Annotated in this window: 21 protein-coding genes; 7 read left to right on the top strand and 14 right to left on the bottom strand. The window is 71.6% G+C overall.

The window, feature by feature from the left end; all coding sequences use genetic code 11:
* Positions 1-26: 26 nt before the first annotated feature.
* Entirely contained in the window at positions 27-1,382 is a 1,356-nt protein-coding gene (locus M1D56_RS08535) for a glycoside hydrolase family 3 N-terminal domain-containing protein (protein ID WP_456283226.1), read from the top strand.
* Here M1D56_RS08535 and M1D56_RS08530 read toward each other — a convergent pair.
* Genes M1D56_RS08530 through M1D56_RS08510 form a run of 5 tightly spaced genes read right to left on the bottom strand, consistent with a single transcriptional unit; the run spans position 1,373 to position 6,056 of the window.
* Positions 1,373-2,272 carry a 3-methyladenine DNA glycosylase gene (locus tag M1D56_RS08530; protein WP_456283224.1) on the bottom strand — a complete coding sequence of 300 codons (900 nt, stop codon included), beginning with the start codon at positions 2,270-2,272 and terminating at the stop codon, positions 1,373-1,375. The genes M1D56_RS08535 and M1D56_RS08530 overlap by 10 nt on opposite strands.
* Position 2,273: 1 nt before the next feature.
* Complete coding sequence (locus M1D56_RS08525; RefSeq protein ID WP_456283222.1) at positions 2,274-3,554, bottom strand: M18 family aminopeptidase; 1,281 nt, start codon at positions 3,552-3,554, stop codon at positions 2,274-2,276.
* A gap of 37 nt (positions 3,555-3,591) precedes the next feature.
* Complete coding sequence (locus M1D56_RS08520; RefSeq protein WP_456283220.1) at positions 3,592-4,302, bottom strand: SOS response-associated peptidase; 711 nt, start codon at positions 4,300-4,302, stop codon at positions 3,592-3,594.
* Positions 4,303-4,311: 9 nt separating this feature from the next.
* Positions 4,312-5,343, bottom strand: coding sequence for an App1 family protein (locus M1D56_RS08515; RefSeq protein WP_271171925.1), 1,032 nt, complete (start codon positions 5,341-5,343; stop codon positions 4,312-4,314).
* 5 nt (positions 5,344-5,348) lie between these two features.
* Positions 5,349-6,056 (bottom strand): DedA family protein, encoded by a 708-nt coding sequence (locus M1D56_RS08510; protein WP_271172183.1) that lies wholly within the window; start codon positions 6,054-6,056, stop codon positions 5,349-5,351.
* A gap of 110 nt (positions 6,057-6,166) precedes the next feature.
* On the opposite strand from M1D56_RS08510, the gene leuS reads away from it, so the two are divergent.
* The 4 genes from leuS to M1D56_RS08490 all read left to right on the top strand — a co-directional run bounded on the left by leuS (position 6,167) and on the right by M1D56_RS08490 (position 12,500).
* A complete protein-coding gene (gene leuS, locus M1D56_RS08505; RefSeq protein ID WP_421075840.1) occupies positions 6,167-8,719 on the top strand; it encodes a leucine--tRNA ligase in 2,553 nt (850 codons plus the stop codon).
* 147 nt (positions 8,720-8,866) lie between these two features.
* Positions 8,867-9,469 (top strand): helix-hairpin-helix domain-containing protein, encoded by a 603-nt coding sequence (locus tag M1D56_RS08500; protein WP_456285220.1) that lies wholly within the window; start codon positions 8,867-8,869, stop codon positions 9,467-9,469.
* Positions 9,470-9,474: 5 nt separating this feature from the next.
* Positions 9,475-11,841, top strand: coding sequence for a ComEC/Rec2 family competence protein (locus tag M1D56_RS08495; RefSeq protein WP_456283218.1), 2,367 nt, complete (start codon positions 9,475-9,477; stop codon positions 11,839-11,841).
* A complete protein-coding gene (locus M1D56_RS08490) occupies positions 11,841-12,500 on the top strand; it encodes an NUDIX hydrolase (RefSeq protein WP_456283216.1) in 660 nt (219 codons plus the stop codon). The genes M1D56_RS08495 and M1D56_RS08490 overlap by 1 nt, the downstream gene beginning before the upstream one ends.
* A gap of 18 nt (positions 12,501-12,518) precedes the next feature.
* On the opposite strand, the gene M1D56_RS08485 is transcribed toward M1D56_RS08490, so the two are convergent.
* Complete coding sequence (locus M1D56_RS08485; RefSeq protein ID WP_456283214.1) at positions 12,519-12,854, bottom strand: hypothetical protein; 336 nt, start codon at positions 12,852-12,854, stop codon at positions 12,519-12,521.
* 96 nt (positions 12,855-12,950) lie between these two features.
* Positions 12,951-13,367, bottom strand: coding sequence for a YccF domain-containing protein (locus M1D56_RS08480; RefSeq protein ID WP_271171919.1), 417 nt, complete (start codon positions 13,365-13,367; stop codon positions 12,951-12,953).
* A gap of 68 nt (positions 13,368-13,435) precedes the next feature.
* Here M1D56_RS08480 and M1D56_RS08475 point away from each other — a divergent pair, with 68 nt between their 5' ends.
* Both M1D56_RS08475 and holA read left to right on the top strand, forming a co-directional pair.
* On the top strand, positions 13,436-14,308 hold the full coding sequence (locus M1D56_RS08475; RefSeq protein ID WP_456283212.1) for a transposase: 873 nt from the start codon (positions 13,436-13,438) through the stop codon (positions 14,306-14,308).
* Positions 14,309-14,354: 46 nt separating this feature from the next.
* A complete protein-coding gene (gene holA, locus M1D56_RS08470; protein ID WP_271171917.1) occupies positions 14,355-15,395 on the top strand; it encodes a DNA polymerase III subunit delta in 1,041 nt (346 codons plus the stop codon).
* Positions 15,396-15,464: 69 nt separating this feature from the next.
* Here the strand turns inward: holA and rpsT are convergent, their stop codons facing one another.
* The 7 genes from rpsT to M1D56_RS08435 form a co-directional block, all read right to left on the bottom strand.
* The gene (rpsT, locus tag M1D56_RS08465) at positions 15,465-15,725 is read right to left on the bottom strand and encodes a 30S ribosomal protein S20 (RefSeq protein ID WP_271171916.1); all 261 of its coding nucleotides are present in this window, start codon (positions 15,723-15,725) and stop codon (positions 15,465-15,467) included.
* 145 nt (positions 15,726-15,870) lie between these two features.
* Positions 15,871-16,605: an alpha/beta fold hydrolase gene (locus tag M1D56_RS08460; protein WP_456283210.1), complete on the bottom strand. Its 735-nt coding sequence runs from the start codon at positions 16,603-16,605 to the stop codon at positions 15,871-15,873.
* 78 nt (positions 16,606-16,683) lie between these two features.
* Positions 16,684-18,411, bottom strand: coding sequence for an ABC transporter family substrate-binding protein (locus tag M1D56_RS08455; protein ID WP_324014784.1), 1,728 nt, complete (start codon positions 18,409-18,411; stop codon positions 16,684-16,686).
* 173 nt (positions 18,412-18,584) lie between these two features.
* Entirely contained in the window at positions 18,585-20,510 is a 1,926-nt protein-coding gene (locus tag M1D56_RS08450) for an ABC transporter ATP-binding protein (protein WP_456283209.1), read from the bottom strand.
* Positions 20,507-21,451 carry an ABC transporter permease gene (locus M1D56_RS08445; RefSeq protein WP_271171912.1) on the bottom strand — a complete coding sequence of 315 codons (945 nt, stop codon included), beginning with the start codon at positions 21,449-21,451 and terminating at the stop codon, positions 20,507-20,509. The genes M1D56_RS08450 and M1D56_RS08445 overlap by 4 nt, the downstream gene beginning before the upstream one ends.
* A gap of 1 nt (position 21,452) precedes the next feature.
* Positions 21,453-22,436, bottom strand: a complete 984-nt coding sequence (locus tag M1D56_RS08440) for an ABC transporter permease (protein ID WP_271171911.1) — start codon at positions 22,434-22,436, stop codon at positions 21,453-21,455.
* Between the two features lie 241 nt (positions 22,437-22,677).
* Positions 22,678-25,488 (bottom strand): ExeM/NucH family extracellular endonuclease, encoded by a 2,811-nt coding sequence (locus tag M1D56_RS08435; protein WP_456283207.1) that lies wholly within the window; start codon positions 25,486-25,488, stop codon positions 22,678-22,680.
* Positions 25,489-25,646: the final 158 nt, after the last annotated feature.

Genomic DNA, 25,646 nt, shown 5'->3' with positions numbered 1-25,646 from the left:
ACCGCGGCCCGGCTTAGCATTGCGCTATGGGGATGGCACACGGCGGGCGCGGCGGGATTCAGGGGCTCACGAGAGCGGCGGCCGCCATCGCCCTCACCGCGATCCTGCTCGGCGCGGCGCCCGCGACCGCAGCGCCCTCGGCCGCGCCGACGCCGACGCCGACGGCGTCGCCGACCGGCACCGCGGCGCCGTCGGAAACCGACGCGCCCGCCGAGGAGGGCGCGACCCCCGCGCCCTCGGAGAGCCCGAGCGAGGCGCCCACCGAGGCACCGGAGCCGCCCGCGGAGCAGACCGTCCGCGTCGAGGCGGCCGATGCCGACGCGTACACCCAGCGAGCGGCGCAGATCGTCGCGGACATGACCCCCGAGCAGCGCGCCGGCACGGTGGTGATGGGGCACATCCCCTCGCGCGACGCCGACACCGTGCGCGCCTATCTCGCCGACAGCGATCTCGGCGGGTTCCTGCTCATGGGAGCGAACGTCGGCTGGGAGGAGCAGGTCCGCTCGCTCACCGACGCCATGGTCGTCGACCCCGCTCTGCCGCCGCTCATCGCCGTCGACCAGGAGGGCGGCTCCGTGTCGCGGCTCTACTGGGATCGCGCCGACTCCGCGCGTGCGCTGCGCGACGAGTCGCCGGGCGCGACCGAGGATGCGTTCGCGACGCGAGGCGCCCTCGTGGCGCGTGCCGGCATCGGCGTGAACTTCGGCATCGTCGCCGACACGACGTCCGACATGGGGTCGTTCATCTGGCGCCGTGTGCTCGGCGAGACGCCGAGCGACGCGACCTCGCGTGTGGCCGCCGCGGTGACGGGCGAGGCCCCGTATGCGCTCTCGGCGCTCAAGCACTTCCCGGGTCACGGGGCCGTCCGCGAGGACTCGCACTTCACCATCCCCACGACCGACACGCCGCTGTCGCAGTGGCGCTCGCGCGACGCGCGTCCGTTCTCCGCGGGCATCTCGGCGCAGGTGCCGCTCGTGATGACCGGGCATCTCGCCTACACGGCGGTCGACGCGGCGCCCGCGTCGCTCTCGCCGGAGTGGTACCGCATCCTCCGGGAGGAGCTCGGCTTCGAGGGCGTCGCGGTGACCGATGACCTGGGGATGCTCGTCCAGAGCCGCGTCCCCGCGTACCAGGACCCGGTGCAGAACGCGGTCACCGCGATCTCCGCCGGGGCCGACCTCGTCCTCAGCGTCGCGAGCTCGAACGCACAGACCGCTCCGGACATGGCCGCGGGCATCGCCGCGGCGGTGGCGGCGGGAACGCTCCCCGAGGAGCGGCTCGCCGAGGCGGCCACGCGCGTCGTCGCGCTGCGCCTGCAGGTCGCCGGCTCCGGGCGGTCGTTCCTGCCGTGCGAGGGGGAGTGCGCGGCGCCTCAGAGCTGATCGGATGACGGAGGCGCGCCCTGCCACGCCTCCAGGATCCGGCGACGCAGCGCGTTCCCGCGCTCCGCGAACGCGCGCTGGCGCCGCACGTACTCCGCCTTGCCCTCGGGCGTCTCGATCGGCACGGGCTCGAAGCCCCAGTCTGCGAGGTCGTACGGTGACGCCTCCATGTCGAGACGTCGGATGTCTCTGGCGAGCTCGAAGGCGTCGAGCAGGAGCTCGCCGGGCACGAGCGGGCCGAGCTTGATCGCCCACTTGTAGACGTCCATCCCCGCGTGCAGGCAGCCGGGCTGCTCGCGCTCGGGCTGCCCGTCGCGCGTGAGGGCCTCGCGGTTGCGCGGAACGGCCTCGGGAGTGAAGAACCGGAACGCGTCGAAGTGCGTGCAGCGCAGCTCGTGCGCGTCGACGACGGCGTCGGTGCCGTCCTGGCCGAGCCGGAGGGGCTGCGGATGTCGGCGCGCACCCTGCCGATAGACCATCGCCCACTCGTGGAGGCCGAAGCAGCCGAACTGCCCCGGGCGCGCCGCGGTGCGGCGCAGGATCGCGTCGATGAGCCCGACGAGCTGCGGCTTGGCCGCCTCGAACCCCGCGCGGTCGACGACGAGCCCGCCCGGATGCGCCCCCGCGGCGTACCAGCGCCACTGCGCGCGCTCGTCGGCGGCCGCGTCGTCGAGCTCGACACCCGCGCCGGGGTGCCAGCGCCTCAGCACAGCGGGCTTGTACGAGTAGTACGTGAAGAGGAAGTCCCACACGGGGTGCTTCTCTCCGCGGATCGCGCGCTCGCGGTGCCCGGCAGTGAGGGCATCGGCGCGCTCCCGATGCGCCTCCTCTCGCGCGCGCCACTGCGCGCGCGAGAGGCGCGCGGGAGCGGCGGTCGCGACGGCGGCCATGTCAGCGCGCGAGGACGGCGGCCATGCCGCGCGAGAGGTACCAGGGGTCGACGACCGCGGTGAGCTCGCGGGCCGAGTGCATCGAGAGGATGGGCACGCCGACGTCGACCGTGCGGATGCCCAGTCGGGTCGCCGAGATGGGCCCGATGGTCGAGCCGCAGGGGATGGCGTTGTTCGAGACGAACTCCTGCGTCGGGATGCCCGCGGTGCGGCACGCGGCCGTCCAGGCCGCGGCGCCGTGCGCGTCGGTCGCGTAGCGCTGGTTCGCGTTGATCTTCAGGATGGGGCCGCCGCCGACCACGGGCTGATTCGCGGGGTCGTGGCGCTCGGCGTAGTTGGGGTGCACGGCGTGACCCACATCGCTCGACACGTGCAGCGACGCCGCGTAGGCGCGCGCCCTCTCCTCGGGGCCGGCCCCGAGCGCGGTCGAGATGCGCACGAGCACCTCCTCGTGGAACGGGCCGGCCGCTCCTGAGCGGGAGGCGCTGCCGATCTCCTCGTGGTCGAACGCGGCGAGCATCGCGATCGCGGAGACGGGGCGGGCGTCGCGGATGGCCGTGACGGCGGCGTGCGCCGAGAGCAGGTTGTCGAGACGGCCCGACGCGAACAGTCGGCCGTCGGCACCGAACACGCGCGGCTCCTGGGTGTCGGCGACGACGAGATCGTACCCGTCGATGCGGTCGGGCGCCGTGCCGGCGAGCGACGCGAGCGCTGCGAGGATGTCGGCGCTCTCGCGGTCGCCGAAGCCCCACACGGGCTGGGTGTGGCGCTGCTTGTCGAGGGCGAGGCCCTCGTTCACCGAGCGGTCGAGGTGCACGGCCAGCTGGGGGATGCGCAGGAGCGCGCCGGTGCGCACGAGGTGCTCGTCGCCATCCGCCGTCACGACCCGCCCCGCGAGCTCGAGCTCGCGGTCGAGCCAGGAGTTGAGGAGCGGCCCGCCGTAGACCTCGACGCCGAGCTGCCACCATCCGCCCGGTCCGAAGGTCGTGGGCTTCGGCTTGAGCTTGAAGCCGGGGGAGTCCGTGTGGGCGCCCACGATCGCGAACGGCGTCGTGGCGCCGGCGGCCTCGGGCACCGCGAAGGCGATCGCGGAGCCGTCGCGCACGACGACATACCGCCCGCCGGCGGCGATGTCCCACGCGTCCGTCTCCGCGAGCCGAGCGAACCCGCTCGCGACGAGGCGGCGGGCGATCTCGTCGGCCGCGTGATACGACGACGGCGAAGCCGTGACGAAGGCGGCGAGATCCTCGATGTGGGCGCGTGCGGCGGCGGGGACGGTCATCCCTCCAGGGTATCGACCGGTTCGACGACGGCGGTCGTCAGTCGACCGGCTCGATGAGGTCGGGCGAGTCGTTGCGCACGTTGCCCACGGCCGCGCTCACGCGGTGGAAGGAGAGCCCTTCTGCGACGCGCGGCGCGTCGTCGAGCGCCGCGTCGAGGATGTCGAGGGGGTAGTCCACGTCGGTGTCGAGCCACGCGTCGGCGTGGTCGGCGTCGAGGAAGACGGGCATCCGCTGGTGGACGGAGCCGAGCTGGCCGATCGCGTCGCGCGTGAGGATCGTGAAGCTCAGCATCCAGCGGGCGGGGTCGTCGTCCGCCTTCGACGGATCCTTCCACCACTCGTAGAGGCCGGCTAGCAGCAGGGCCTCATCGTCCGACGGGTGGATGAAGAGCGGGATCTTGCCGTCCTCCGTGACCTGCCACTCGTAGTAGCCGCTCACCGGGACGACCGCGCGCCGCTTCTGGAGCGCGGGAGCGAACATCCGCTTCTCCTCGAGCTCCTCGGCGCGCGCGTTGAAGGCGCGCGAGCCGATCGACGGGTCCTTGGCCCAGGAGGGCACGAGGCCCCAGCGCGCCGGCTCGAGTCTCCGCGTCGGCGGGTCGGTCTTCGCGGAGTCGAGGACGATCGCGGCGCGCGCCGTGGGCGCCACGTTGAAGGAGGGCGCAGGCAGGTCGTCGGACACGAGGTCCACGCGCAGCTGGCCGACCAGTTCCGAGCCCACCCGGGCCACCACGAAGCGTCCGCACACGCTGGCAGGCTACGCCTTCAGGATGCCGACGGCCTCGAGCCGCTCGGCGAGCCCCGCACCATCGTCGGCCGTCACCCACGGCACGCCGGCCGCGCTGTGGTCGTCGACGACCGTGCGGCCGCCCGCGAGCACCGCCTGAGCGGGCGAGAGCCGGCGGATGGCCACGGCCGAGACCGACGAGGGATGCTCGCGCGTGAACTCGGTGTAGATCTCGTCGTCGTGCTGCCCGTCGTCGCCGATGAGCAGCCACGCGATGTCGGGGAACTCGTCGGCGAGCCGGCGCAGGTTCGTGCGCTTGTGGTCGGTGCCGCTGCGGAACCACCGGTCGTGCGTCGGCCCCCAGTCGGTGAGGAGCATGGCGCCGGGCGGGAAGAGATGACGCGACAGGAAGCCCGTCAGGGTCGGGGCGACGTTCCACGCGCCCGTCGAGAGGTAGAGCATGGGGGAACCCGGGTTCTCGCGCACGATGCGCTCGAGCAGCACCGCCATGCCGGGCACGGGCTGGCGCGCGTGCGTGTGCAGGACGAACGAGTTCCACGCCGCGAGCAGGGGGCGCGGCAGCGCGGTGACCATGACGGTGTCGTCGATGTCGGACACGATCCCGAAGCGGACAGCGGGGTCGACGACGAAGACCCTGCCCGGGGTGGGCGTGCCGCCCTCGACCGACATGTGGAAGGTCTGCCATCCCGACGGGAGGTCGGCGGGGATGACCGCGTCGACGACGCCGCCGCGGTCGGCGACCACCTCGTGCGTCTCGCCGCCCACGGTCACCGTCACCTGGGCGAACGCGATGGGGATGCCCGCGAACGAGCGCCAGCCGCGCACGCTCGCCGCCTCGCCCTCGGGCGTGTGCTTGGGCGCGGGGACGATGAGCACGCGGCCGACGACCCGGATCCATCCCTCCCCGCCGTAGCCGGAGAAGGGGACAGCGGTCGGCGTGCGGCCCTTCCGGCGCGCGACGCGCTCGCGCCACGCATGGAAGCGGCGCTCGAGGCGGGCGACCCAGTGGATCTTGCCTGGGGCGGGCGTCGTGGAGGGCATCGCCCTCAGTCTTCCATGCGCCCGGGTGCTCCGTCGGCGCCGGGCCCGGCGTGGTCCCCGGATGGGTCGTCGTCGCCCGCGTGGAGGTGGCGGTGCTCGAGGCGCGCGATGATCCGCTTCCCGAGGAGCACGAGCAGGAGGAACACCGCGATCGCGCCGACGAAGAGGTAGCCCGCGTAGTGGGCCTGGTCGGCGATCTCGCGGAAGCCGGTCGCGGCGCCCGCCGCGATCGAGACGTAGAGCGACGACCACAGGACGCAGGCGGGCAGCGTCCACGCGATGAAGCGCCGGTAGCCGTAGCCGCTCATCCCGACCGTGAGGGGGACGAGGGAGTGCAGGACGGGCAGGAACCGCGAGAGGAAGATCGCGATCCCGCCGCGCCGGCGCAGATAGCGCTCCGACCGCTGCCAGTTGCGCTCGCCGATGCGCCGGCCGAGCCAGGAGTGCCGGATGCGCGGCCCGAGCCAGCGCCCGAGAGCGAAGCCGATGCTCTCGCCGACGAGCGCGCCGAGCACGACGGCGGCGCCGAGGACGACCCCCTCGACGGGCGAGGCGACCGCGGTCGCGGCGACGATGACGACGGTGTCGCCGGGGACGACGAGCCCGACGAGGACGCTCGTCTCGAGCATGATCGCGAGCCCCGCGAGCGCGGTTCTCAGGACGGGGTCGACCGACCCCACGACGTCCAGGATCCACAGGAGGATCTCGTTGATCACGTGCCGAGCATACGAGACGACGGCGCGCGCTAACCTGGAGTCTCCCGATCTCCCGCCGCGCGGCTCCCCGCGCGGCACGTTTCGATTCCGATTGGCTTCATCGCACCGTGTCGCAGAACCCCGCAGAGCATCCCGAGAACGACATCCACGCCGTCCAGGCGAAGTGGCAGCGCTACTGGAACGACCACGGGACGTTCCTCGCCGGCGGGGACGCCGACACCCGTCCGCGCAAGTACGTGCTCGCGATGTTCCCGTACCCCTCGGGCGACCTGCACATGGGGCACGCCGAGAACTACCTCTACAGCGACATCGTCGCGCGCTTCTGGCGTCACCGCGGCTACAACGTCCTGCAGCCGATCGGCTGGGACTCGTTCGGCCTGCCCGCCGAGAACGCGGCCATCCAGCGCGGGGCCGACCCGAGCCGCTGGACGTACGACAACATCGCGCAGCAGCGCGAGAGCCTGAAGGCGTACGGCGTCTCGTTCGACTGGAGCCGCGTGCTCCACACGAGCGACGAGGACTACTACCGCTGGAACCAGTGGCTGTTCCTGCAGCTGCACGAGCGCGGCCTGGCCTACCGCAAGGAGAGCCCGGTCAACTGGTGCCCCAACGACCAGACGGTGCTCGCGAACGAGCAGGTCGTCGACGGCCACTGCGAGCGCTGCGGCGCCGAGGTCGTGAAGAAGAAGCTCACGCAGTGGTACTTCAAGATCACGGAGTACGCCGATCGCCTGCTGGACGATCTGAACCAGCTCGAGGGATTCTGGCCGCACAAGGTGCTGCAGATGCAGCGCAACTGGATCGGCCGCTCGGTCGGCGCCGACATCGACTTCGAGATCGAGGGCCGTGACGAGAAGGTCACGGTCTTCTCGACGCGCCCCGACACGCTGCACGGCGCCACCTTCATGGTCGTCGCGCCCGACAGCGACCTCGCCGCCGAGCTCGCGGCCGGCTCGTCGCCCGAGGTGCGGATGGCCTTCCAGGACTACCTCGACCAGGTGCGCAAGCAGACCGAGATCGAGCGTCAGAACACCGACCGGCCGAAGACGGGCGTGTTCCTCGACCGCTACGCGATCAACCCCGTCAACGGGGAGCGCCTGCCGATCTGGGCCGCCGACTACGTGCTGGCCGACTACGGGCACGGCGCCGTCATGGCCGTGCCCGCGCACGACCAGCGCGACCTCGACTTCGCGATCGCCTTCGACCTGCCCGTGCGCGTGGTCGTCGACACCACGGCGCCCGTGACCGGCGCGATCCCCGTGATCGAGGTCGACGAGGACGGCGTGCCGATCGACCCCATGCCGCTCGACGACCCCAAGGAGACGGGCGTCGCGCTCACGGGCGAGGGTCGTCTCATCAACTCGGGCGCGCTCGACGGCCTGTCGAAGCGCAACGCGATCACGCGCGTCATCGAGCAGCTCGAAGCCGCGGGAACGGGGCGCGCGGCCAAGCAGTACCGCCTGCGCGACTGGCTGATCTCGCGTCAGCGGTACTGGGGCACGCCCATCCCGATGCTGCACACGGAGGACGGCCGCGTCGTGCCGGTGCCCGAGGACCAGCTGCCGGTGCGCCTGCCGAGCGCCGAGGGCCTCGACCTCAAGCCGAAGGGCAAATCGCCGCTCGGCGCCGCGACCGAGTGGGTGACGACGACCGAGCCCGAGACGGGCGCGCCCGCGCTGCGCGACCCCGACACGATGGACACGTTCGTCGACAGCTCGTGGTACTTCCTGCGCTTCCTGTCGCCGGGTCTGAAGGACGCTCCGTTCGCCCCGCAGGACGCCGACCGCTGGGCGCCCGTGGACGCCTACATCGGCGGCGTCGAGCACGCCATCCTGCACCTGCTGTACGCGCGCTTCATCACGAAGGTGCTGTTCGACATGGGCAGGGTCGACTTCACCGAGCCGTTCTCGTCGCTCATCAACCAGGGCATGGTCATCCTCGACGGCGCCAAGATGTCGAAGTCGAAGGGCAACCTCGTGCTCTTCAGCGACGAGCTCGCCGCGCACGGCGCCGACGTCCTGCGCGTCGCGCTCGCGTTCGCGGGCCCGGTCGAGGACGACAAGGACTGGAAGGACGTCTCGACGACCGGCGCGCACAAGTTCCTGCAGCGCGCGCTGCGCATCGCGCACGAGGTGTCGAGCCCGACCGACGTCGTCTGGGCCGAGGGCGACGTCGCGCTGCGCCGGGTCACGCACCGCCTGCTCGCGGAGGCGCCGACGCTCGTCGAGCAGACGAAGTTCAACGTCGTCGTCGCGCGCCTCATGGAGCTCGTCAACGCCATCCGCAAGACGATCGACTCGGGTGCCGGCGCGGCCGACCCGGCCGTCCGCGAGGCGGCCGAGGTCACGGCGATGGTCCTCGACCTCTTCGCTCCGCACACGGCGGAGGAGATGTGGGAGATCCTCGGGTACGAGCCCTCGGTGGGACTCGTCACGTGGCGGAACGCCGACCCGACGCTCCTCGTCGAGGACAAGGTCACCGCGGTCGTGCAGATCGACGGCAAGGTGCGCGCGACGCTCGAGGTGCCGGCCAAGATCGACGGGCCGTCGCTCGAGCACCTCGCACGCTCGGACGAGCGCATCACGCGCGCGCTCGGCGACCGCGCCATCACGCGCGCGATCGTCCGTCCGCCGAAGGTCGTGAGCTTCTCGACGAAGTAGGACGCGTCCGACGAGGCCGGCATCCCAGGCGGGGTGCCGGCCTCGCCGTGTGCACAGGGTCGTGCGCGCGGCGCGTCGCGGCAGGAGGCGCCGGTCGCCCCGAGTACGCCGAATCGGCCGCCGTAGCGTGGCGGAGTGACGGCAGAGATGGGCTTCCGCTCGCCGCGCGCCCGTCTCGGCGCCGGCGGGGTCGTCCTGCTGGTGCTGGGCGCTCTCGGGGTGACGGTCGCGCTCGGCGTGTGGCGCGGCGCGGCCTCGCCCGTCGAGGAGGTCGTCGTCACCCCCGCTCCGAGCGCGAGCGCCGTCGCGGTCGAGCCCGGGCAGCTGTACGTGCATGTGCACGGCGCGGTCGCCGAACCCGGCCTGTACGTGCTCGAGGCGGGCGCGCGCGTCGTCGATGCGATCTCCGCCGCGGGCGGCTTCGCCGACGATGCGGACTCGGGGGCGGTGAACCTCGCGCGTCCGCTCGCCGACGGCGAGCAGCTCGCGGTGCCCGTCGTGGGCGAGGCCCCTCCCGTGCCGCCGGCCGGAGGCACGGCCGCCCCAGGCGGCACAGGCGCGCTCGTCTCGCTCAACAGCGCGGACCAGGCCGCGCTCGAGACGCTGCCGCGCATCGGCCCGGCGCTCGCCGAGCGCATCATCTTGTGGCGCGACGAGAACGGCCCGTTCACGGCGATCGAGGACCTGCTCGCGGTGCCGGGGATCGGCGACAAGATGCTCGAGACGCTGCGACCGCTGGTGACGCTGTGACCGGCGTGCGCGACGTGCGACTCCTCGTGATCGCCGGGGTCGTGTGGGGTGCGGCGTTCGCGAGCGTGCTGTGGCCCGACGCCGCGACCGCGATCGCGGTCGCGCTCTGGTGCGTGTCTGCCACGGCATGCGGATGGCTGTGCGCGGCTCGCGGACGAAGGGCGCGTCGCGCGGCGGCGCCCCTGCTCGCGATCGCACTCGCCCTGGGAGCCGCCGTCTCGACGCACGTCGGGCTCGCGGCCCCCGCACGCGGCGAGCTGACCGCTCTCGTCGCGCGAGCGGGCCGCGTCGTGGAGATCGACGGTGTCGTGTCGAGCAAGGTCCGGCCCCTGCGGGACGCGCTGTGGTTCGAGGTCGAGACCACGGCCATCCGCGTGGGCAGGGAGCAGCGTGCGGCGGCCGCCACCGTGACGGTCTCGGTCGAGGGCGACGCGCTCGCGGGTGCTGCGCTCGACCTGGGGTCGACCGTCGCGCTGCGGGGAGGCGCTCGGGCCCCCGACCCGGGCGACCGGGCCGTGCTCGTCCTGTTCGCCGACCGCGGCTCCGTCGTGCGCGGCCCGCCGCACGTGCTCGGGGTGATGAGCGACCTGCGCGACGGCTTCGTCCACGACGTCGCGGCGGGGCTTCCCGAGCCGGGCGCCGGGCTGCTCCCCGGCCTCGCGGTCGGCGACACCCGCGCGGTGTCGGCCGACCTCGACGCCGCGATGAAGGCCTCGTCGCTCACGCATCTGACCGCGGTCAGCGGGGCGAACTGCGCGATCGTGACCGGGCTCGCGTTCGCACTCGCGGCGCTGATCCGATTGCCTCGGTGGGCTCGCGCCGGGGCGGCGCTCGCCGCGCTGGGCGGGTTCGTGCTGCTCGTGACGCCCGAGCCGAGCGTGGTGCGGGCGGCGACGATGGCCGTGATCGCGATGCTCGGGCTGCTCCTGGGCCGCGCGGGCGCGGGCGCCGCGGCACTGGGAGGCGCCGCGATCGTCCTGCTGCTTCTCGACCCGTGGCTCGCGACGTCGTTCGGGTTCGTGCTCTCGGCGCTCGCGACGGGTGCGCTGCTGCTGCTCGCGGGGCCGCTCGCACGCGGGCTCGAGCGCTGGCTGCCTCGCGCGCTCGCCCTGGGGATCGCGGTCCCGCTCGCCGCGCAGATCGCATGCGCACCCGTGATCGTCCTGCTCGCGCCCGCGGTGCCCGTGTACGGCGTCGTGGCGAACATGATCGCGGCGCCAGCGGCCCCGCTTGCGACGGTGGTCGGGATGCTCGCGTGCGTCCTGCAGGGTGTGCCGGTGGTCGCCGACGGGCTCGCCGCGATCGCCTGGGTGCCTTCCGCCTGGATCGCGCAGACCGCGGTGCTGTTCTCGGGCCTGCCGACGGCCTCCGTGCCATGGTGGGGCGGCGCTGCCGGCTTCGCCTCGCTCGCGCTGGTCGGCGTGTGCGTGGTCATCGTGCTCGTGCGTCCCGAGACTGTTCCCGCGCGAGTGCGGCGCGCTGCCGGCGCATCGCTCGCGGTCGTCGTGGGCGTCGTGTCCGGCTCGACGGCGCTCACGGGCGTCGCCGGGCCGCTCACAGCGCCGACGAGCTGGAGTGTCGCCCTGTGCGACATCGGCCAGGGCGACGCCGTGCTGCTGCGCTCGGAGGGGGCCGTTGCGCTCGTCGACACCGGGCCGGAACCCGAGCGTCTCGCCTCATGCCTGAACCGTCTGGGCGTCGGGCGGATCGACCTGCTCGTCGTCACGCACTTCGATCTCGATCACGTCGGCGGGATCGCGGCCGTGAGCGGGCGCGTGGACACGGCTCTTCACGGCCCGCTCGGAGCGGATGGGGCGCAGTGGCTCGCGCACGTGGATGAAGCGCGCCTCGTCGACGCATCGCTCGGGATGAGCGGCGTGCTCGGCGGCGCCGCATGGCGGGTGCTCTGGCCTCAGCCCGAGAGCCGCGCGTTCCCCGAGGGGAACGATGCGAGCGTGGTGCTCGAGATCGCGGGAGGCGGCATCCCGCGATCGCTTCTGCTCGGCGATCTCGGCGCGTCGTCGCAGTCGGCGCTGCGGGCGACCGGCGGCGTGTCGGGGAGGTACGACGTCGTGAAGGTCGCGCACCACGGCAGCGCGGATCAGGACGCCGAGCTCTATCGGATCGCGCGTCCCGCGCTCGCGCTCATCGGCGTGGGCGCGGACAACGACTACGGCCATCCGGCCGCGAGCATCCTCGCGGAGCTGCGGGCCGTCGGCGCCACCGTGGCTCGCACCGACGAGGACGGTCTGGTTCTCGTCGGCCAGCGCGAGGACGGTGTGCCCTGGGTGTGGCGGGAACGGCCGCGCGAGTCGGAGCCCGCGGAACCCCTGGACGATGATGTCAGTGCACGTTCTCGCGAGAGAAGATGATGAACCGCGCAGAGGAAGTCGAGGCGGCGATGACGGAGCACGAGCCGGAGCGGGTCGGGGAATGGACGCTCGTCGCGACCCGTCGCGCGTACGACGGATTCACGAAGGTCGACCGGCGCACCTACGAACTCCCGGATGGCCGCGTGTCGGACTGGGACGTCGTCGTGAGCCCCGACTCGGTCGCGGTCCTGGCGCTCACGGCGGAGCTGCGGGTCGTGGTCTTCGAGCAGTTCCGGGTCGGTGCAGGCGTCGTCCTCGACGAGGTTCCGGGGGGCTACGTCGATGAGGGCGAGTCGCCCCTGGACGCTGCACGGCGTGAGCTCCTCGAGGAGACGGGCTATCTGGCCGAGAGGCTCGTGTACCTGGGCTCCGAGTGGCTTGCAGCGAACGCGAACCGCAGGAAGCACCTGGTGCTCGCGCTGTCGGCTCGACGGGACGGCGCAACAAGCCGCGAGCCCGAGGAGCTCGGTCGTGTCCGCGAAGTGCCTGTCGGGGAGTTCCTGCGGAAGGTCGTGGAAGGCGACTCCACCGACGCAGACACGCTCTCACGGGGCCTGCTGTCTGTTCTCATCGCGACGGATGGCGGTGCCGCCGTCATCGACGTCCTGAATCGCGGCGTGCGCGAGCCCGCGGCGGCCGAGGGCATGACGTCGAACTGAGCTGCGGCCTCAGATGCCTCAGCTCGCGAGGAATCGCACGGGCAGGTCGGCGATGGCCAGGCCCGAGGCGCGGAGGGCCCTTTCGATCTCTCCCCGGTCGTCAGTGGGAGCTGCGATCTGCACTCGCTCGACGCCGTCGACCCGCGTGCCGCTGTCATCCGCCCAGAAGCTCGTGACCGAATGGTCCCCGACGAGCTCTCTCAGGAGCGCGACGTACTCGTCGCTCTCCCCGTCGGCGATCGTCACGGCCAGGAAGGGGGAGTTGACCTCGACGCTCTCGGCGCGGTCAATCCACGAGTACAGGGTGACGCCCGCGGCGACAACGGCGATGGCCGAGAGGAGAAGGGCCGACACTCGAATGACCCCGGCGGCCGCTGACCGCCGCGTCGTGGGCTGGGTGCGCGGTTCCACGTCGGCTCGCAGGGCGCAGGGCCAGGTCCGGTCGCTTGCTCAGATCCGCATCGAGCCGAGCGTCGCGAAGGCCTGGTCGCTCGGCACGATGCGCTTGCCGAGAGGCGTGAGCGTCACGGGGATGATCTTGATCTCCGCGATCGCGAGCGGGATGCCGATGATCGTCACGGCGAGCGCTGCGGCGCTCAGGATGTGCCCGATGACGAGCCAGATGCCCGCGACGAGGATCCAGATCACGTTGCCGATCGTCGACGCGACACCGGCCGTGGGGCGATCGATGACCGTGCGCCCGAACGGCCACAGCACGTAGTTCGCGATGCGGAACGAGGCGATGCCCCACGGGATGGTCACGATGAGGATGCAGCAGAGGATGCCCGCGAGGAAGTAGCCGATCGCGAGCGGCAGGCCCGCGAGCACGAGCCAGATGACGTTGAGGATCACGCGAAGCAGGGCCATGGCCCCATCATGACAGAGGCGCCCCCGGCCGCGGCCGTCCGGCGTCCGGCGTCCGGCACAATGGCTCCATGCCCGCGGACTCCGACGCGACCCTCAACGCGATCGCGGCCGAGCTCTCGGTCGTCCCGCCGCGGGATTTCGTCTCCGCGCGCGCGGCCCGGGCGAAGCAGATCGACGACCGGGCGCTCGCGTCCGAGGTGAAGGCGCTGCGCAAGCCCGTTCTCGCTGCGTGGGCGGTCAACGTGCTCGCTCAGGAGCGGCGTGCGGAGCTCGACCGGCTTCTCGAGGTGGCTTCGGCGCTCCGCGACGCGCAATCGGCTCTGGACGTCCGCCGGCTGGCGGAGCTCGGACGGGAGCGCCGGAGCGTCGTCGAGAAGCTGACGGAGCTCGTCTCGCAGCTGGCGGAGGCCCGCGGGGAGCGGCTCTCACCGAGCACGGTCGAGGCCGTGCGCGAGACGCTCAACGCGGCGGTGTTCGACGCGGATGCCGCGGCCGCCGTCGCGTCGGGACGGCTGACGCGCCCGCTCGAGGCGTCGGGCGGGTTCTCCGTCGACCTCGAGGGAGCGATCGCGGGTGGGGCAGCGGACGCGCCCGTCTCGCCGCCGCGGAAGGACTCGCCGCGCTCCGCGAAGGAGAGCGCCGCCGTCGCGCGGTCGCGGGCGAAGGCCGAGCGGGCCGTCCGTGCGGCCGAGAAGGACGCCGCGGCGTCAGCTCGGTCTCTCGCCGAGGCCGCCGAGCGACGCGAGCGCGCGCACGAGAAGGCAGAAGCGCTCGAGGAGCGCGTGGAGAAGCTGCGCCGCGATCTCGCATCGGCCGAGCGGGATCTGGCTGCGGCGCTCGAGCGGATCGACGACCTCGACGCCCAGGTGGCGGACGCCGAGAAGCGCGACGCAGAGGCTCAGGCCGCGGTCGACGCGGCCCGTGCCGACCTCCCCGAGTAGCGGTCGCTCCCGGGTCGGTGTCGGCACGCGCCGGTAGGCTGGATGAATGGCCGCTGCACCCCGCAAGACTCCCGCGAAGGCGACGAAGACGGCCATCCCGCAGCTGCCGTGGCGGCGCCCGGAGCCCGCGCCGATCGTGCTCGTGTCCGGCCCCGAGGAGGTCTGCGCCGAGCGCGCGATCGCGGGTGTGCGCGACTACCTCAAGGCCGAGGATCCGTCACTCGAGATCACCGACATCGTCGCGTCGGACTACACGTCCGGCATGCTGCTCGCGGTCACCTCGCCCTCGCTCTTCGGCGAGCCGCGCCTCGTGCGGGTGTCCGGCGTCGAGAAGTGCAGCGACGCGTTCCTCACCGAGGCGCTCGCGTACATCGAGGCGCCGCAGGAGGGCGCGACGCTCATCCTGCGCCACAACGGCGCGACCGTCCGCGGCAAGAAGCTGCTCGACGCCATCCGCTCGGGCGTCGGGGGCGGGGTCGAGGTTCCGTGCCCGGCCGTCAAGCGCGACGCCGACCGGTTCGACTTCGCGGCGGGGGAGTTCAAGGCCGCCGAACGGCGCATCGCCCCGAAGGCCCTCCAGGCGCTCACGCAGGCGTTCACGGGCGAGCTGGCCGAGCTCGCGGCCGCGTGCCAGCAGCTCATCTCGGACGTCGAGGGCGACATCACCGAGGACGTCGTGTCGCGCTACTACGGCGGACGCGTCGAGACGAACGCCTTCACGGTCGCCGACACCGCGATCGCCGGACGCTACGGAGAGGCGCTCGTCGCGCTGCGGCACGCCCTCGACTCCGGGGCGGATCCCGTGCCGCTCGTCGCCGCGTTCGCGATGAAGGTGCGCACGATGGCGCGCGTCGCGGGCTCGCGCGAGCCGTCGCGGCAGCTCGCGAACCGGCTCGGGATGAAGGACTGGCAGGTCGACCGCGCGCGCCGCGATCTCCAGTCGGGCTGGAACGACCGCGCGCTCGCGCTGGCCATCCAGGCGATCGCGCGGGCCGATGCCGAGGTCAAGGGCGCGTCGCGCGACCCCGTCTTCGCCCTCGAGCGGATGGTCACGGTCGTGGCGACGCGCGCTCCGTTCGGGCGCTGAGGCAGAACGCCGCGTACAGCAGAAGGCCCGCCCCGCTGACGCGGGACGGGCCTTCGACATGCACGCGGCTCAGAGCGACGAGACCTGCTTCGCGATGCCCGACTTGCGGTTCGCGGCCTGGTTCTTGTGGATGACGCCCTTGCTCACGGCCTTGTCGAGCTTCTTCGACGCCTTGGCGAGGGCGGCCTCGGCGGCGGCCTTGTCGCCGGCGGCGATGGCCTCGCGCGTCTTGCGGACGAGCGACTTCAGCTCGCTCTTGACGGCCTTGTTGCGCTCGCGCGCCTTCTCGTTGGTCTTGATGCGCTTGATCTGCGACTTGATGTTTGCCACGTCGAATGACTTTCGTTCGGAGTGATTCGGATGGTCGTATGACGGCCATCCGAGTGTGCTTCTTCAGTTGCCGCGTGACGAGAGAGGGGCGTCGTACGGCTGTGTGGGTGGCCCCACACGCAAGCCAAGGGTCAATGCTACCAGGTCACGCCTGGGCGGCTGTGCTCTCGACGACCGCGATCGCGAGATCCAGCACGGCCGAGAACGCCGCGGGGCGCATCGTCGTCACGAGGTGCGTCGACCGCGGGACGACGATGAGCTCCGCGTGGGGCACCAGGCGCGTGAAGAGGCGCTCGTGCAGGCGGAGCTGATCCCATTCGCCGTTGACGAACCACACGGGCATCGTCAGACGCGTGAGCGCGGTGCGGATGTCCAGGGTCGCGAGGCTCGCGAGGGCCGCGTCCTCGGAGCGGAGGGCATAGCCGCCCGCGCCGAGGTCGGTTCGCGTCTCCTCGGGGAGCGTCGCGCGGAGGATCCGCTGCACGAGCCACATGCCGTTGCCGGGCATCCGCTGCATGCCGCGCAGGAGCATCCGGTACAGCGCGAGCCCGGCGCCGCGGGGGAGCGCGGTCGCGCCCACGGCGACGAAGGCGGCGACGGGAGCGGCGTCGTCTCGCGCGAGATACGCCGTCGAGAGGATGCCGCCCATGGAATGCCCGACGAGCAGGACCGGGCCCGCGTCGCCGGCCGAGCGGAGGGCGCGATCCAGCGTCGCGAAGGCCTCCTCGAGCGACCATTCCTCGTCCATGCGCGAGCCGTGGCCGGGCAGGTCCAGCGCGTGCACGTCGACGCCGCGCCCCTGCAGATGGAGGACCTGCGTGCGCCACATGGTGGCGGATGTCCGGATGCCGTGAACGAGGACGACCTGGACACCGCTCATGCGCGCCATCGTATCCGGACAGGCGAAGGGGCCGACGGCTTCGAAAGCCGCCGGCCCCTTCGGGTCAGAGAGGGAGGATCACTCCTTCTCCCAGCCCACGTTCTCCACCGGCTGGAGGCCGAAGAGGTCGAGGCCCGTGTAGGTCTCGGGGGTCAGGTTCGCCAGACCCTCCTTGACCGTCATGATCTGCGGGCCGGCGTAGAGCGGGAACACGCCCCATGTCTCGGCCATGATCTCGGCCTCGAGCTTCATGCCCGCCTCGGTCTGCTCCTCCGCCGTCGGCAGCGCCGAGACCTCGTTCGCGATGCGCTCGTCGATCTCGGGCGTGCTCGTGGACGAGAGGTTGAGGCCGCTGTCCGAGCAGTAGACCTGGCACATGTACGCGACGCCGTACGGGTCGCTCGACGAGAAGCCGAGCATGACGAGGTCCCAGTTCTTCGTCGTGAGGTCGTTCGAGAAGTCGGACGACGGGCGCACCTCGGGGGTGATCGCGGCGCCCACCTCGGCGAGCTGCGTCTGGACGATGCGACCGCGCGCCTCGACGATCGGGTCGTCGCCGAAGAGCGGGAGCACGCCCTCGAGCCGGACGCCGTCCTTCTCGCGCACCCCGTCCTCGCCCATGACCCAGCCGGCCTCGTCGAGGATCGCGTTCGCCTCGTCGACGTTGTACTCCCAGCCCGCCTCGGTCAGCGCGTCGGTGTAGCCCTCCTGGAACGGGAAGAGCATCAGCGATCCGGCGTCGGGCTCGGTGTAGTCGAGACCGTTCCAGACGACCTCCTTGATCTGCTCGCGGTCGATCGCCATGAAGAGCGCCTTGCGCACCTCCAAGTCGGCGAACTGCTCACGCTCCGCGTTGATCTGGATGAGGTTCGTCGCGGTCCGCTGCGCGCGGTAGGTGACGACACCCTCCATGTCGGCGACCTGAGCGAGGCGGTCCTCGGTGTTGGTCAGCGCCATGTCGATCTCGCCATTGCGGAACGCGTTGATCTCGGCCGTGTCGTCGAGCACGCGGAAGGTCACCTTGTCGAGGAGTGGCTCGTCGCCCCACCAGTTCTCGTTCGGGACGAACGTGATCGTGCCGCCGTTCGCATCGAACTCGTCGACCGTGTACGGGCCCGCGCCCCACTCGGGGTGCACCTGGTTGACGTACGCCTCGTTGAAGAGCTCGGGCGTATTGATCGCCGGGTTCACGAGGTGCCAGAAGAGGCCGTCCGTCCAGGGGTAGACCTGCTTGAAGGTCACGACCGCCTGGCGCTCGTCCTCACCCTGCTCGACGGACTCGATGAGCGAGTAGCCGTCGGTCGAGTTGGGGATGTAGCCCTCGTCGAGCGAGCGGTTGGCGATCCAGGTCTGGTTGTAGGCCTCCCACGTGATCGGGGTGCCGTCGTTCCAGACCGCGTCGGGGTTGATGGTGTAGGTGACGACCGTCTTGCCGTCGACCTCCTCGGTCGTCCAGTCGGTGAGGTAGTTGGGGTTGGCGTACGCCTCGCCCTCGGGCGTCATGAGGATCGTCTGGGGGTTGTACCACTCCCACAGGGTCGCCGTGTCGACCGAGCCGTCCGAGTGGTTCGCGTTCAGCTGCTCGGGGATCTCCGTGATCGGGAAGACCGCCTCGCCGCCCTGCTGGAGGTTCTCGCGGGGCTGCGGGTTGTAGTCGGCACCGGTGATCTCGGTGGCGCCCTCGTTGCCTCCGCCGGACCCGCCGCCGTTGCCGCCGTCGTTGCCGCCACCGGCACAGCCCGCGAGGACGAGGGCGAGCGCGCCGGCTGCGGCCGCCGCCCCGATCCACTTCTGCTGCTTCTTCATGGTGCTCCTTTCGCGCCTTGTAGGCGTCGGGATATGGGAGAGATGAGATCGAGGCTAACCGCGGGCCGCGCGCGCTTGTGAGAACGTGAGCGAGCCGTGACCTGCGGGTCTCGTCCCGAGCGGGGCGCGGCGCGCCGTCGTCTTCGCACGACGCGCCGTGACCCCACGATGGATCAGCCGGTGGACATCTGCCCGCGGCTGAGGAGGTCGTGGTCGAGCTCGACGCGCGTCCGGCCGCGCTCCACCTTCGGATCGGGGATCGGGATGGCCGACAGCAGCGCCTGCGTGTACGGGTGCTGCGGGGTGTCGAACACGTCGTCGACGTCGCCGAACTCGACGAAGTCGCCGCGGTACATGACCGCCACGCGGTCGGCGAGGTGCCGGACCACCGAGAGATCGTGCGCGACGAACAGGTAGCTGATGCCGAGTCGCATCTTCAGCTCGTCGAGCAGGTTCAGCACACCGGCCTGGATCGACACGTCGAGCGCCGAGACCGGCTCATCGAGCACCACGAGCTTCGGCTCGGTCGCGAGCGCGCGGGCGATGCCGATGCGCTGGCGCTGACCGCCCGAGAACGCCTGCGGGAAGCGGTCGCTGTGGGCGGGGTTCAGCCCGACGAGCCCCATGAGCTCGTCGACGCGCTCGTGTGTGCGCTCCTTCGAGGTGCCGATCGTCTGCAGCGGCTCCGCGATGATGTCGAACACCGTCATGCGCGGGTCGAGGGCGCCCATCGGGTCCTGGAAGACGATCTGGATGTCGCGGCGGGCCGCGCGCTCACGATGGCGTCCCCTGAGCTCGCGCACGCTCGTTCCGTTGATCCGGATGTCGCCGCCCTCGGGCGCCGCGAACTCCATGATCTCGAGGAGCGTCGTGGTCTTGCCCGAGCCCGACTCGCCGACGATCGCGAGGGTCTCGCCCTCCTTGATGTCGAACGAGATGTCCTTGACGGCCTGCACCTCGCCGACCTTGCGCTTGAGGATGCCCTTGAGGATCGGGAACGTCTTCGACAGGTGCGACACCTCGAGGACCGTCTTGCGCTCCTCGCGGGGCGTGCGCACCAGGTCGCTCTCGGGGATCACCGGCACGGGGTACACGGGGCGACCGCCGATCAGCCCCGCATGGATCTCGTCGGCACGGATGCACGCGGCGCGGTGGTCCGCGTCGCCGCTGACCTGGAGAAGCTCGGGCTCGCCGACGCGGCACGCATCGAGCACGATCGGGCAGCGGTCGGCGAAGGGGCACGCATCCGGCAGGTCGATGAGCAGCGGCGGATTGCCCTTGATCGCGACGAGCGGCTGCTTCTCCTTCTTGTCGACGCGCGGGATCGCGCCGAGGAGGCCGATCGTGTACGGCATGCGCGTGTCGTCGAAGAGGTCGACGGCCGACGCCTGCTCGATCGGCTTGCCCGCGTACATGACGAGCACGTCATCGGCGATGTTCGCGACGACGCCCATGTCGTGGGTGATCATGATGACCGCGGCCCCGGTCTCGCGCTGCGCCGTGCGGATCAGATCGAGGATCTGCGCCTGGATCGTCACATCGAGAGCCGTCGTGGGCTCGTCGGCGATGATGAGCTTCGGATTGTTCGCCATGGCGATCGCGATGACGACGCGCTGGCGCATGCCGCCCGAGAACTCGTGGGGGAAGGCCTTCATGCGGCGCTCGGGATCGGTGATCCCGACGAGCGTGAGGAGCTCGATGCCGCGCTCCCACGCGCGCTTGCGGCCCATCCCCGCGTTGTGCACGACGAGCGCCTCGACGAGCTGGTCGCCGATCGTGTAGACCGGCGTGAGCGACGTGAGCGGGTCCTGGAAGATCATCGCCAGGCCGTTGCCGCGGATGGCGGACATCTGCTTGTCGGTCTTGCCGATGAGCTCGTCGCCCTGGAAGACGATCGATCCGGTGACGTGAGCGGTCTCGGCGAGGAGGCCCATGATCGCGAGCGAGGTCACGGACTTGCCCGAGCCGGACTCGCCGACGATGCCGAGGGTCTGGCCGGGGAGGAGGTCGAAGGAGACGCCGCGCACGGCGTCGACCCTTCCCGCCTCGGAGGCGAAGCTGACCCGGAGGTCGCGGACGGAGAGAACGGGTTCGGTCATGCGCGGCCTCCAGCCGCCGAAGTCGGGTCGAGGGCGTCGCGCAGTCCGTCGGCGACGAGCGCCATGGAGACGGTCAGCAGCGTGAGGGCGCCGGCGGGGAAGTAGAACATCCAGGGTGCGCTCGTGATGATCCCCGAGCCGGTTCCGATGAGGGAGCCGAGCGAGACATCGGGGAGCTTCACGCCGAAGCCGAGGAACGACAGGCCGGTCTCGAGCATCACGGCGCTCACGACGCCGAGGGTGAAGTTGATGACGAGGAGCGAGCCGATGTTCGGGATCATGTGGCGCAGCACGATGCGGAATCCGCTGACGCCCATGTAGCGGGCCGCCTGGATGTACTCGCGCTCGCGCAGCGAGAGGGAGAGCGTCCAGATCGTGCGAGCCGCGATGAACCAGTTCGTCAGGATGAGGATGATCGTGATCATCCTCCAGTCGCCGCCCGAGTCGTTCGAGATCATCGCGATGATGAGGAACGTCGGCACGGCCATGAGGAAGTGGATGACCGCGAGCGCCCCGCGCTCGTACCAGCCGCCGAAGTAGGCCGCGGTGGCGCCGACGAGCGCCGAGATGACCGTCGTGCCGATCGACACGAGCACGGCGATCATCAGCGAGCGCTGGAGGCCGACGACGACCATCGCGTAGAGATCGTTGCCCGAGTTGTTCGTGCCGAACCAGTGCTCGGCGCTCGGCGGATCGGACAGCGCCAGGAAGTCGAGCTCGATGTGGTCGTACTGCTGGAACACCGGCCCGACGACCGCGAACAGCGCGAGGAGCACGAAGATCACGAGGCCGCCCACGGCGGGCTTGTTGCGCATGAAGCGCCGCGTGTAGAGCGCGGACTTCCGCATCGGCTTGCTGCGGCCTGCGGTCAGCACCGTCTCGCTCGGCGGCGGGTTGTCGCCGTGCTCGAGCGGGTCGCGCATATCGGTCTGCATCGTCATGTCAGCTCACCCGCACTCGAGGGTCGAGGGCGACGACCGCGACATCCGCGAGCATCGCGCCGATGAAGGTCATGAAGGCGCCGAACGCGGCCGTCGCCACGGTCCCGTGGATGTCGTTCGTCGCGATCGTCTGGGAGAAGTACTGCCCCATGCCGCTCCAGCCGAAGATCGTCTCGGTGAGGATCGCGCCCGTGAAGGCGGCGGGGATGTTGAACGCGACCTGCGTCGTCACGGGGATGAGCGACGTCCGCAGCGCGTGCCGGCGGATGGCCTGCGACTTCGTCAGGCCCTTCGCGCGCGCCGTGCGGACGTAGTCGGCGCTGATGTTGTCGAGCAGCAGGGAGCGCTGCAGGAAGTGGTAGCCCGCGTAGCCGGTCAGCACGAGGCCGAGGGTCGGCAGCGTGAGGTGCTGGACGACGTCGACGAGCATCGGGAAGAAGCCCTCGACGCCGAGGCTCGCCGAGCCGGTGACATAGAACACGCGCGTGCCGACGGCCTGGTTGATCGAGATCGCGAGGAGCACGATGCCGAGCGCCGCGACGACCACGGGGATGTTCATCGTGATGATCGACGTCGCCTGGCCGATCCGGTCCGCGAGCTTGTACTGCCGGGATGCCGTGTAGACGCCGATCGCGATGCCGACGACCGCGGTGAGGATCGTCGCACCGAGCACGAGCTCCGCGGAGATCCACATCCGATACGCGACCTGCTCGTTCACCGAGCCGCCCGTCGGGCTCACGCCCCAGTCCCAGCGCGTGATGATCGCGGAGAGCCAGGTCCACCACCTCTCGACGAGCGGGACGGTGTCGCTGAGGTTGCGCGGCTCGAGCAGGGCGACGATCTGCTGCTCGGACAGCGGCGGGCGGCGGCCGACGTAGTTGCTGCGCGGGTCGAGGTAGAGCCACGCGAGGAAGTACGTCAGGTTCGTCGCCACGGCGATGATGAGCAGCCACCCCAGGATGCGGCGGAGCAGGTATCGGATCAAGGTCGTGGATTTCCTTCTTCGGACTGCGATCGCGCGCTTCTGGCGCGGTCATCGCACACGTTGAGCGTCGACTCTACCCCCGGTTGACTCAAGTCGACCATCCCGGGCGCACCGTGCCGAAAAGCGTTATCGATCTGTGCTGGTCTTGGCGGAAGTTGCGTCGGGATTTCTGGACGATGGGCAGAATGCCAAGGAGGGGCGGACCGCGGTCCGCCCCTCCTGGCCATCCTGCGCAGTCGCGTCAGCGCAGGACGAGCGTGCGCTCCCCGCTCTCCGAGGGAAGCATGCTCGCGGAATCCGGCGCGAAGACGGCGACGACGCGGTGGTTGCCGCGGGCCAGGTCGGCGGGCACCTCGAGCACGGCAGAGCCGCCGTCGAGCACAGCCGCACCCACGGAAGCGCCGTCGATGAGGAACTCGACCTCGCCGGTCGCCGCAGCGCCGTCGACCGTCCGGACGGTGGCGGTGAGCAGGTTCGGCGCGCCCTTCTTCGCCTGGCCGGGAGGCGTCGTGCGCAGCGTCGTGACGGTCTCCGCCGCGGGGGCGTCGGCGACGGCATCGAGCCCGACGATGACCGGGTCGTGGTCGCTCGAGCGGTAGGCGTCGGGCGCGTAGAAGAGCGTGCCGTGGCTGTTGTAGCGGCTGTACTCGAGCGCGACGGCCTCGCCGCTGTTGATCGACCAGATGTCCGCACCGGTCGCGAGCTCGGCGGCCGCCGGGTTGAGGAGCACATGGTCCAGGGAGCCCGAGAGCGCCTGGTACACGTAGCTGCTCTCAGTCGACCCGAACGCGCTCTCGGCGTCGACGTAGCCCGCCTCGTAGAGCACCTGCATCGGGTCCTCCTGCGTGTAGGAGTTGAAGTCGCCCACGAGCAGCGCGGCCTCGGCGCCCGTTCCCGTCGGGTCGCCGGCCATCCAGTCCGCGAGGGCCTGCGCCTGATAGACGCGCGACTGCGTGGATGCGCCCTGTCCGTCGCCCTGGTCCGCGTCCCCAGGCCACGGCCCTGCGGACCCCTTCGACTTGAAGTGGTTCACGACGACCGTGAAGGGCTCGCCGCCCGCGGTCGGCGCGAAGGTCTGCGCGATGGGCTCGCGCGCGTTCTGGAACGCGTCGATCTCGTCGTCGCTCGTGTCGAGCGCGGCGGAGGCGCCGACCGGGGAGACGAGGGCAGGCTGGTAGATGATCGCCGACGTGATCACGTCCTGCTCGCTCGCGTCGGGCAGGTTCGCGGGCGAGGGCACGAACGCCCACTTCTCGGTGCCCGCGGCCTCGTTCAGTGCGGCGACGAGCGTGGCGAGCGCCTCATCGGCGGGCTCGCCCAGACGCGCGGAGTTCTCGATCTCCATGAGCCCGACGACGCTCGCGTCGAGCCCTTCGATCGCGGCGACGATGCGGGCCTCCTGGCGGCCGAAGTCCTCCGCGTCCCACGCGCCGCGCTGATCGCAGCCCTCGTCGACCGTGACGCCGTCGCCCGCGCGGTCGCGGTACGGCACGCACGACGGGTCCTCGATCCCGAGGGTCGTGAAGTAGTTCAGGACGTTGAACGAGGCCACCGACACGTCGCCGCCCACCGGCTCGGGGGCCGCGGTCCGGGTGTTCTCGAACACGACGCCGTCGACACCCGATCCGTCGGCGACGATCGGCTCGGTGGGGTTCAGCTTCCATGCGTCGTTGCGGAAGTCGACGATGTGGGGCTCCGCGAACGTGACGGACGCACCGACCCGGATGGGCTCGACGAGCGAGATGTACGCGGGCGTGAGGTCGCGGTTGCGCGAGAAGCTCGCGGTCGATCCATCGTCGAGGGCGACGCGCCGCGCGGCGTTGTCGGCCGCGACGGCCTCTGCCTCGGGCGAGCCGGGGCGCGCGACGTCGGTCGGCTGGCGCAGGGGATCCGGGCCCGCGGCGAGCACGACCTCCCCGAACGTGTTCGTCGCGTAGGTGTCGGAGACGGTGAACTCGCCGGCGGGCGCGACGAGCATCGACTCCAGGCGCTCGCGCTCCGCGTCGGTCGCGGGCCAGCCCACGACGGCGGGCTCGACCGGCGCGGCGTCGGCGACGATCTCGGCGCCTCCCGCGCCGACGACGAGCTCGGTCAGGCCGTAGTGCTCCTTGACCTCGCCGGTGACCCGCACGGTGTCGCCGATCGCGACCGCGCCCACGGTGGCGGCCGAGTAGATGAAGATCGCGTCCGACGCGACATGCGCGGCCGGGTCGAGCTCGCCGCCGGTGCCGGGGGTCTGGAGGACGTAGCCGTCGAACCCGCCCGTCGGGTAGTGGGCCGTGACGACGCCCGTCGTCGTCACGGTCTGCCCGACGAGGGGCGAGGCGTCGCCGGTGCCCTGGATCTCCGCGATCTCGACGGGCTCCCCGGGCGTCGGAGTGGGCGTCGGAGTGGGCGTGGGAGTGGGCGTCGTGTCGCCGCCGAGCGGCTCGGGCGTGGGCGCACCCGTGACGAAGTCCGCGCCGTTGTCGGCCGTGTTCGCGCCTCCCGTGCGGGCGATCGCCGTCGCGTTCGTCGTGGCGGGCGCTGCGGAGCCGGCGAAGTCGGTCGCGCCGCCCCAGCCCACGTAGTCCACGACGGGCGCCGCCGTCGCGAGGCCGGTCGCACCCGACAGCGGCGTCACCTGCGAGACGAGCGCCACCTTGCCCTGGGATCCGCTCATCGCGATGCCGCCGTCGACATCCGCCTCGACGTCGGGGAGGGCGGTGTTCGAGCCGTAGGCCTGCCCGACCACGAGCGTCTCGTCGGGCGGCAGCACGACATCGCCGAGCGGCGTGACCTGCCACGTCGCGCCCGTCGCCGAGGCGTACTGGACGCTCCAGCCGGCGAGGCTCTGCGGGGCGTCGGTCGTGTTCACGATCTCGACGAAGTCCCGGCTGAATGCGGCGCCGCTGTTGCCGCCGCCGCCGTACACCTCGTTGATGAGGACGCCGTCGCCGGGAGAGACGGCGGCATGAGCCGCGACGGGGGCGAGCAGCGCGGCCGCGACCGATGCGGTCGCTGCCGCGGCGCACAGGCGCCGGGTGCGGCGCGGGGGAGAGGACTGCTGCACGATGGTCTCCTTCGGATGTGCAGGAGGGCGCGGCGGTCGCCGCACGGGAGGATGTCAGGCAATCGTCGTCGCATGAACGGCCGGTTACCGGGATCTCGCGCGGAAGCGGCGGCGCGTCGCGCGGCGACCCGGGCACGCGCGACGGCGCGCGGCCCGTA

Source organism: Microbacterium sp. JZ101, from assembly GCF_053903175.1.
This window is presented reverse-complemented; position numbering and strand designations above follow the sequence as displayed.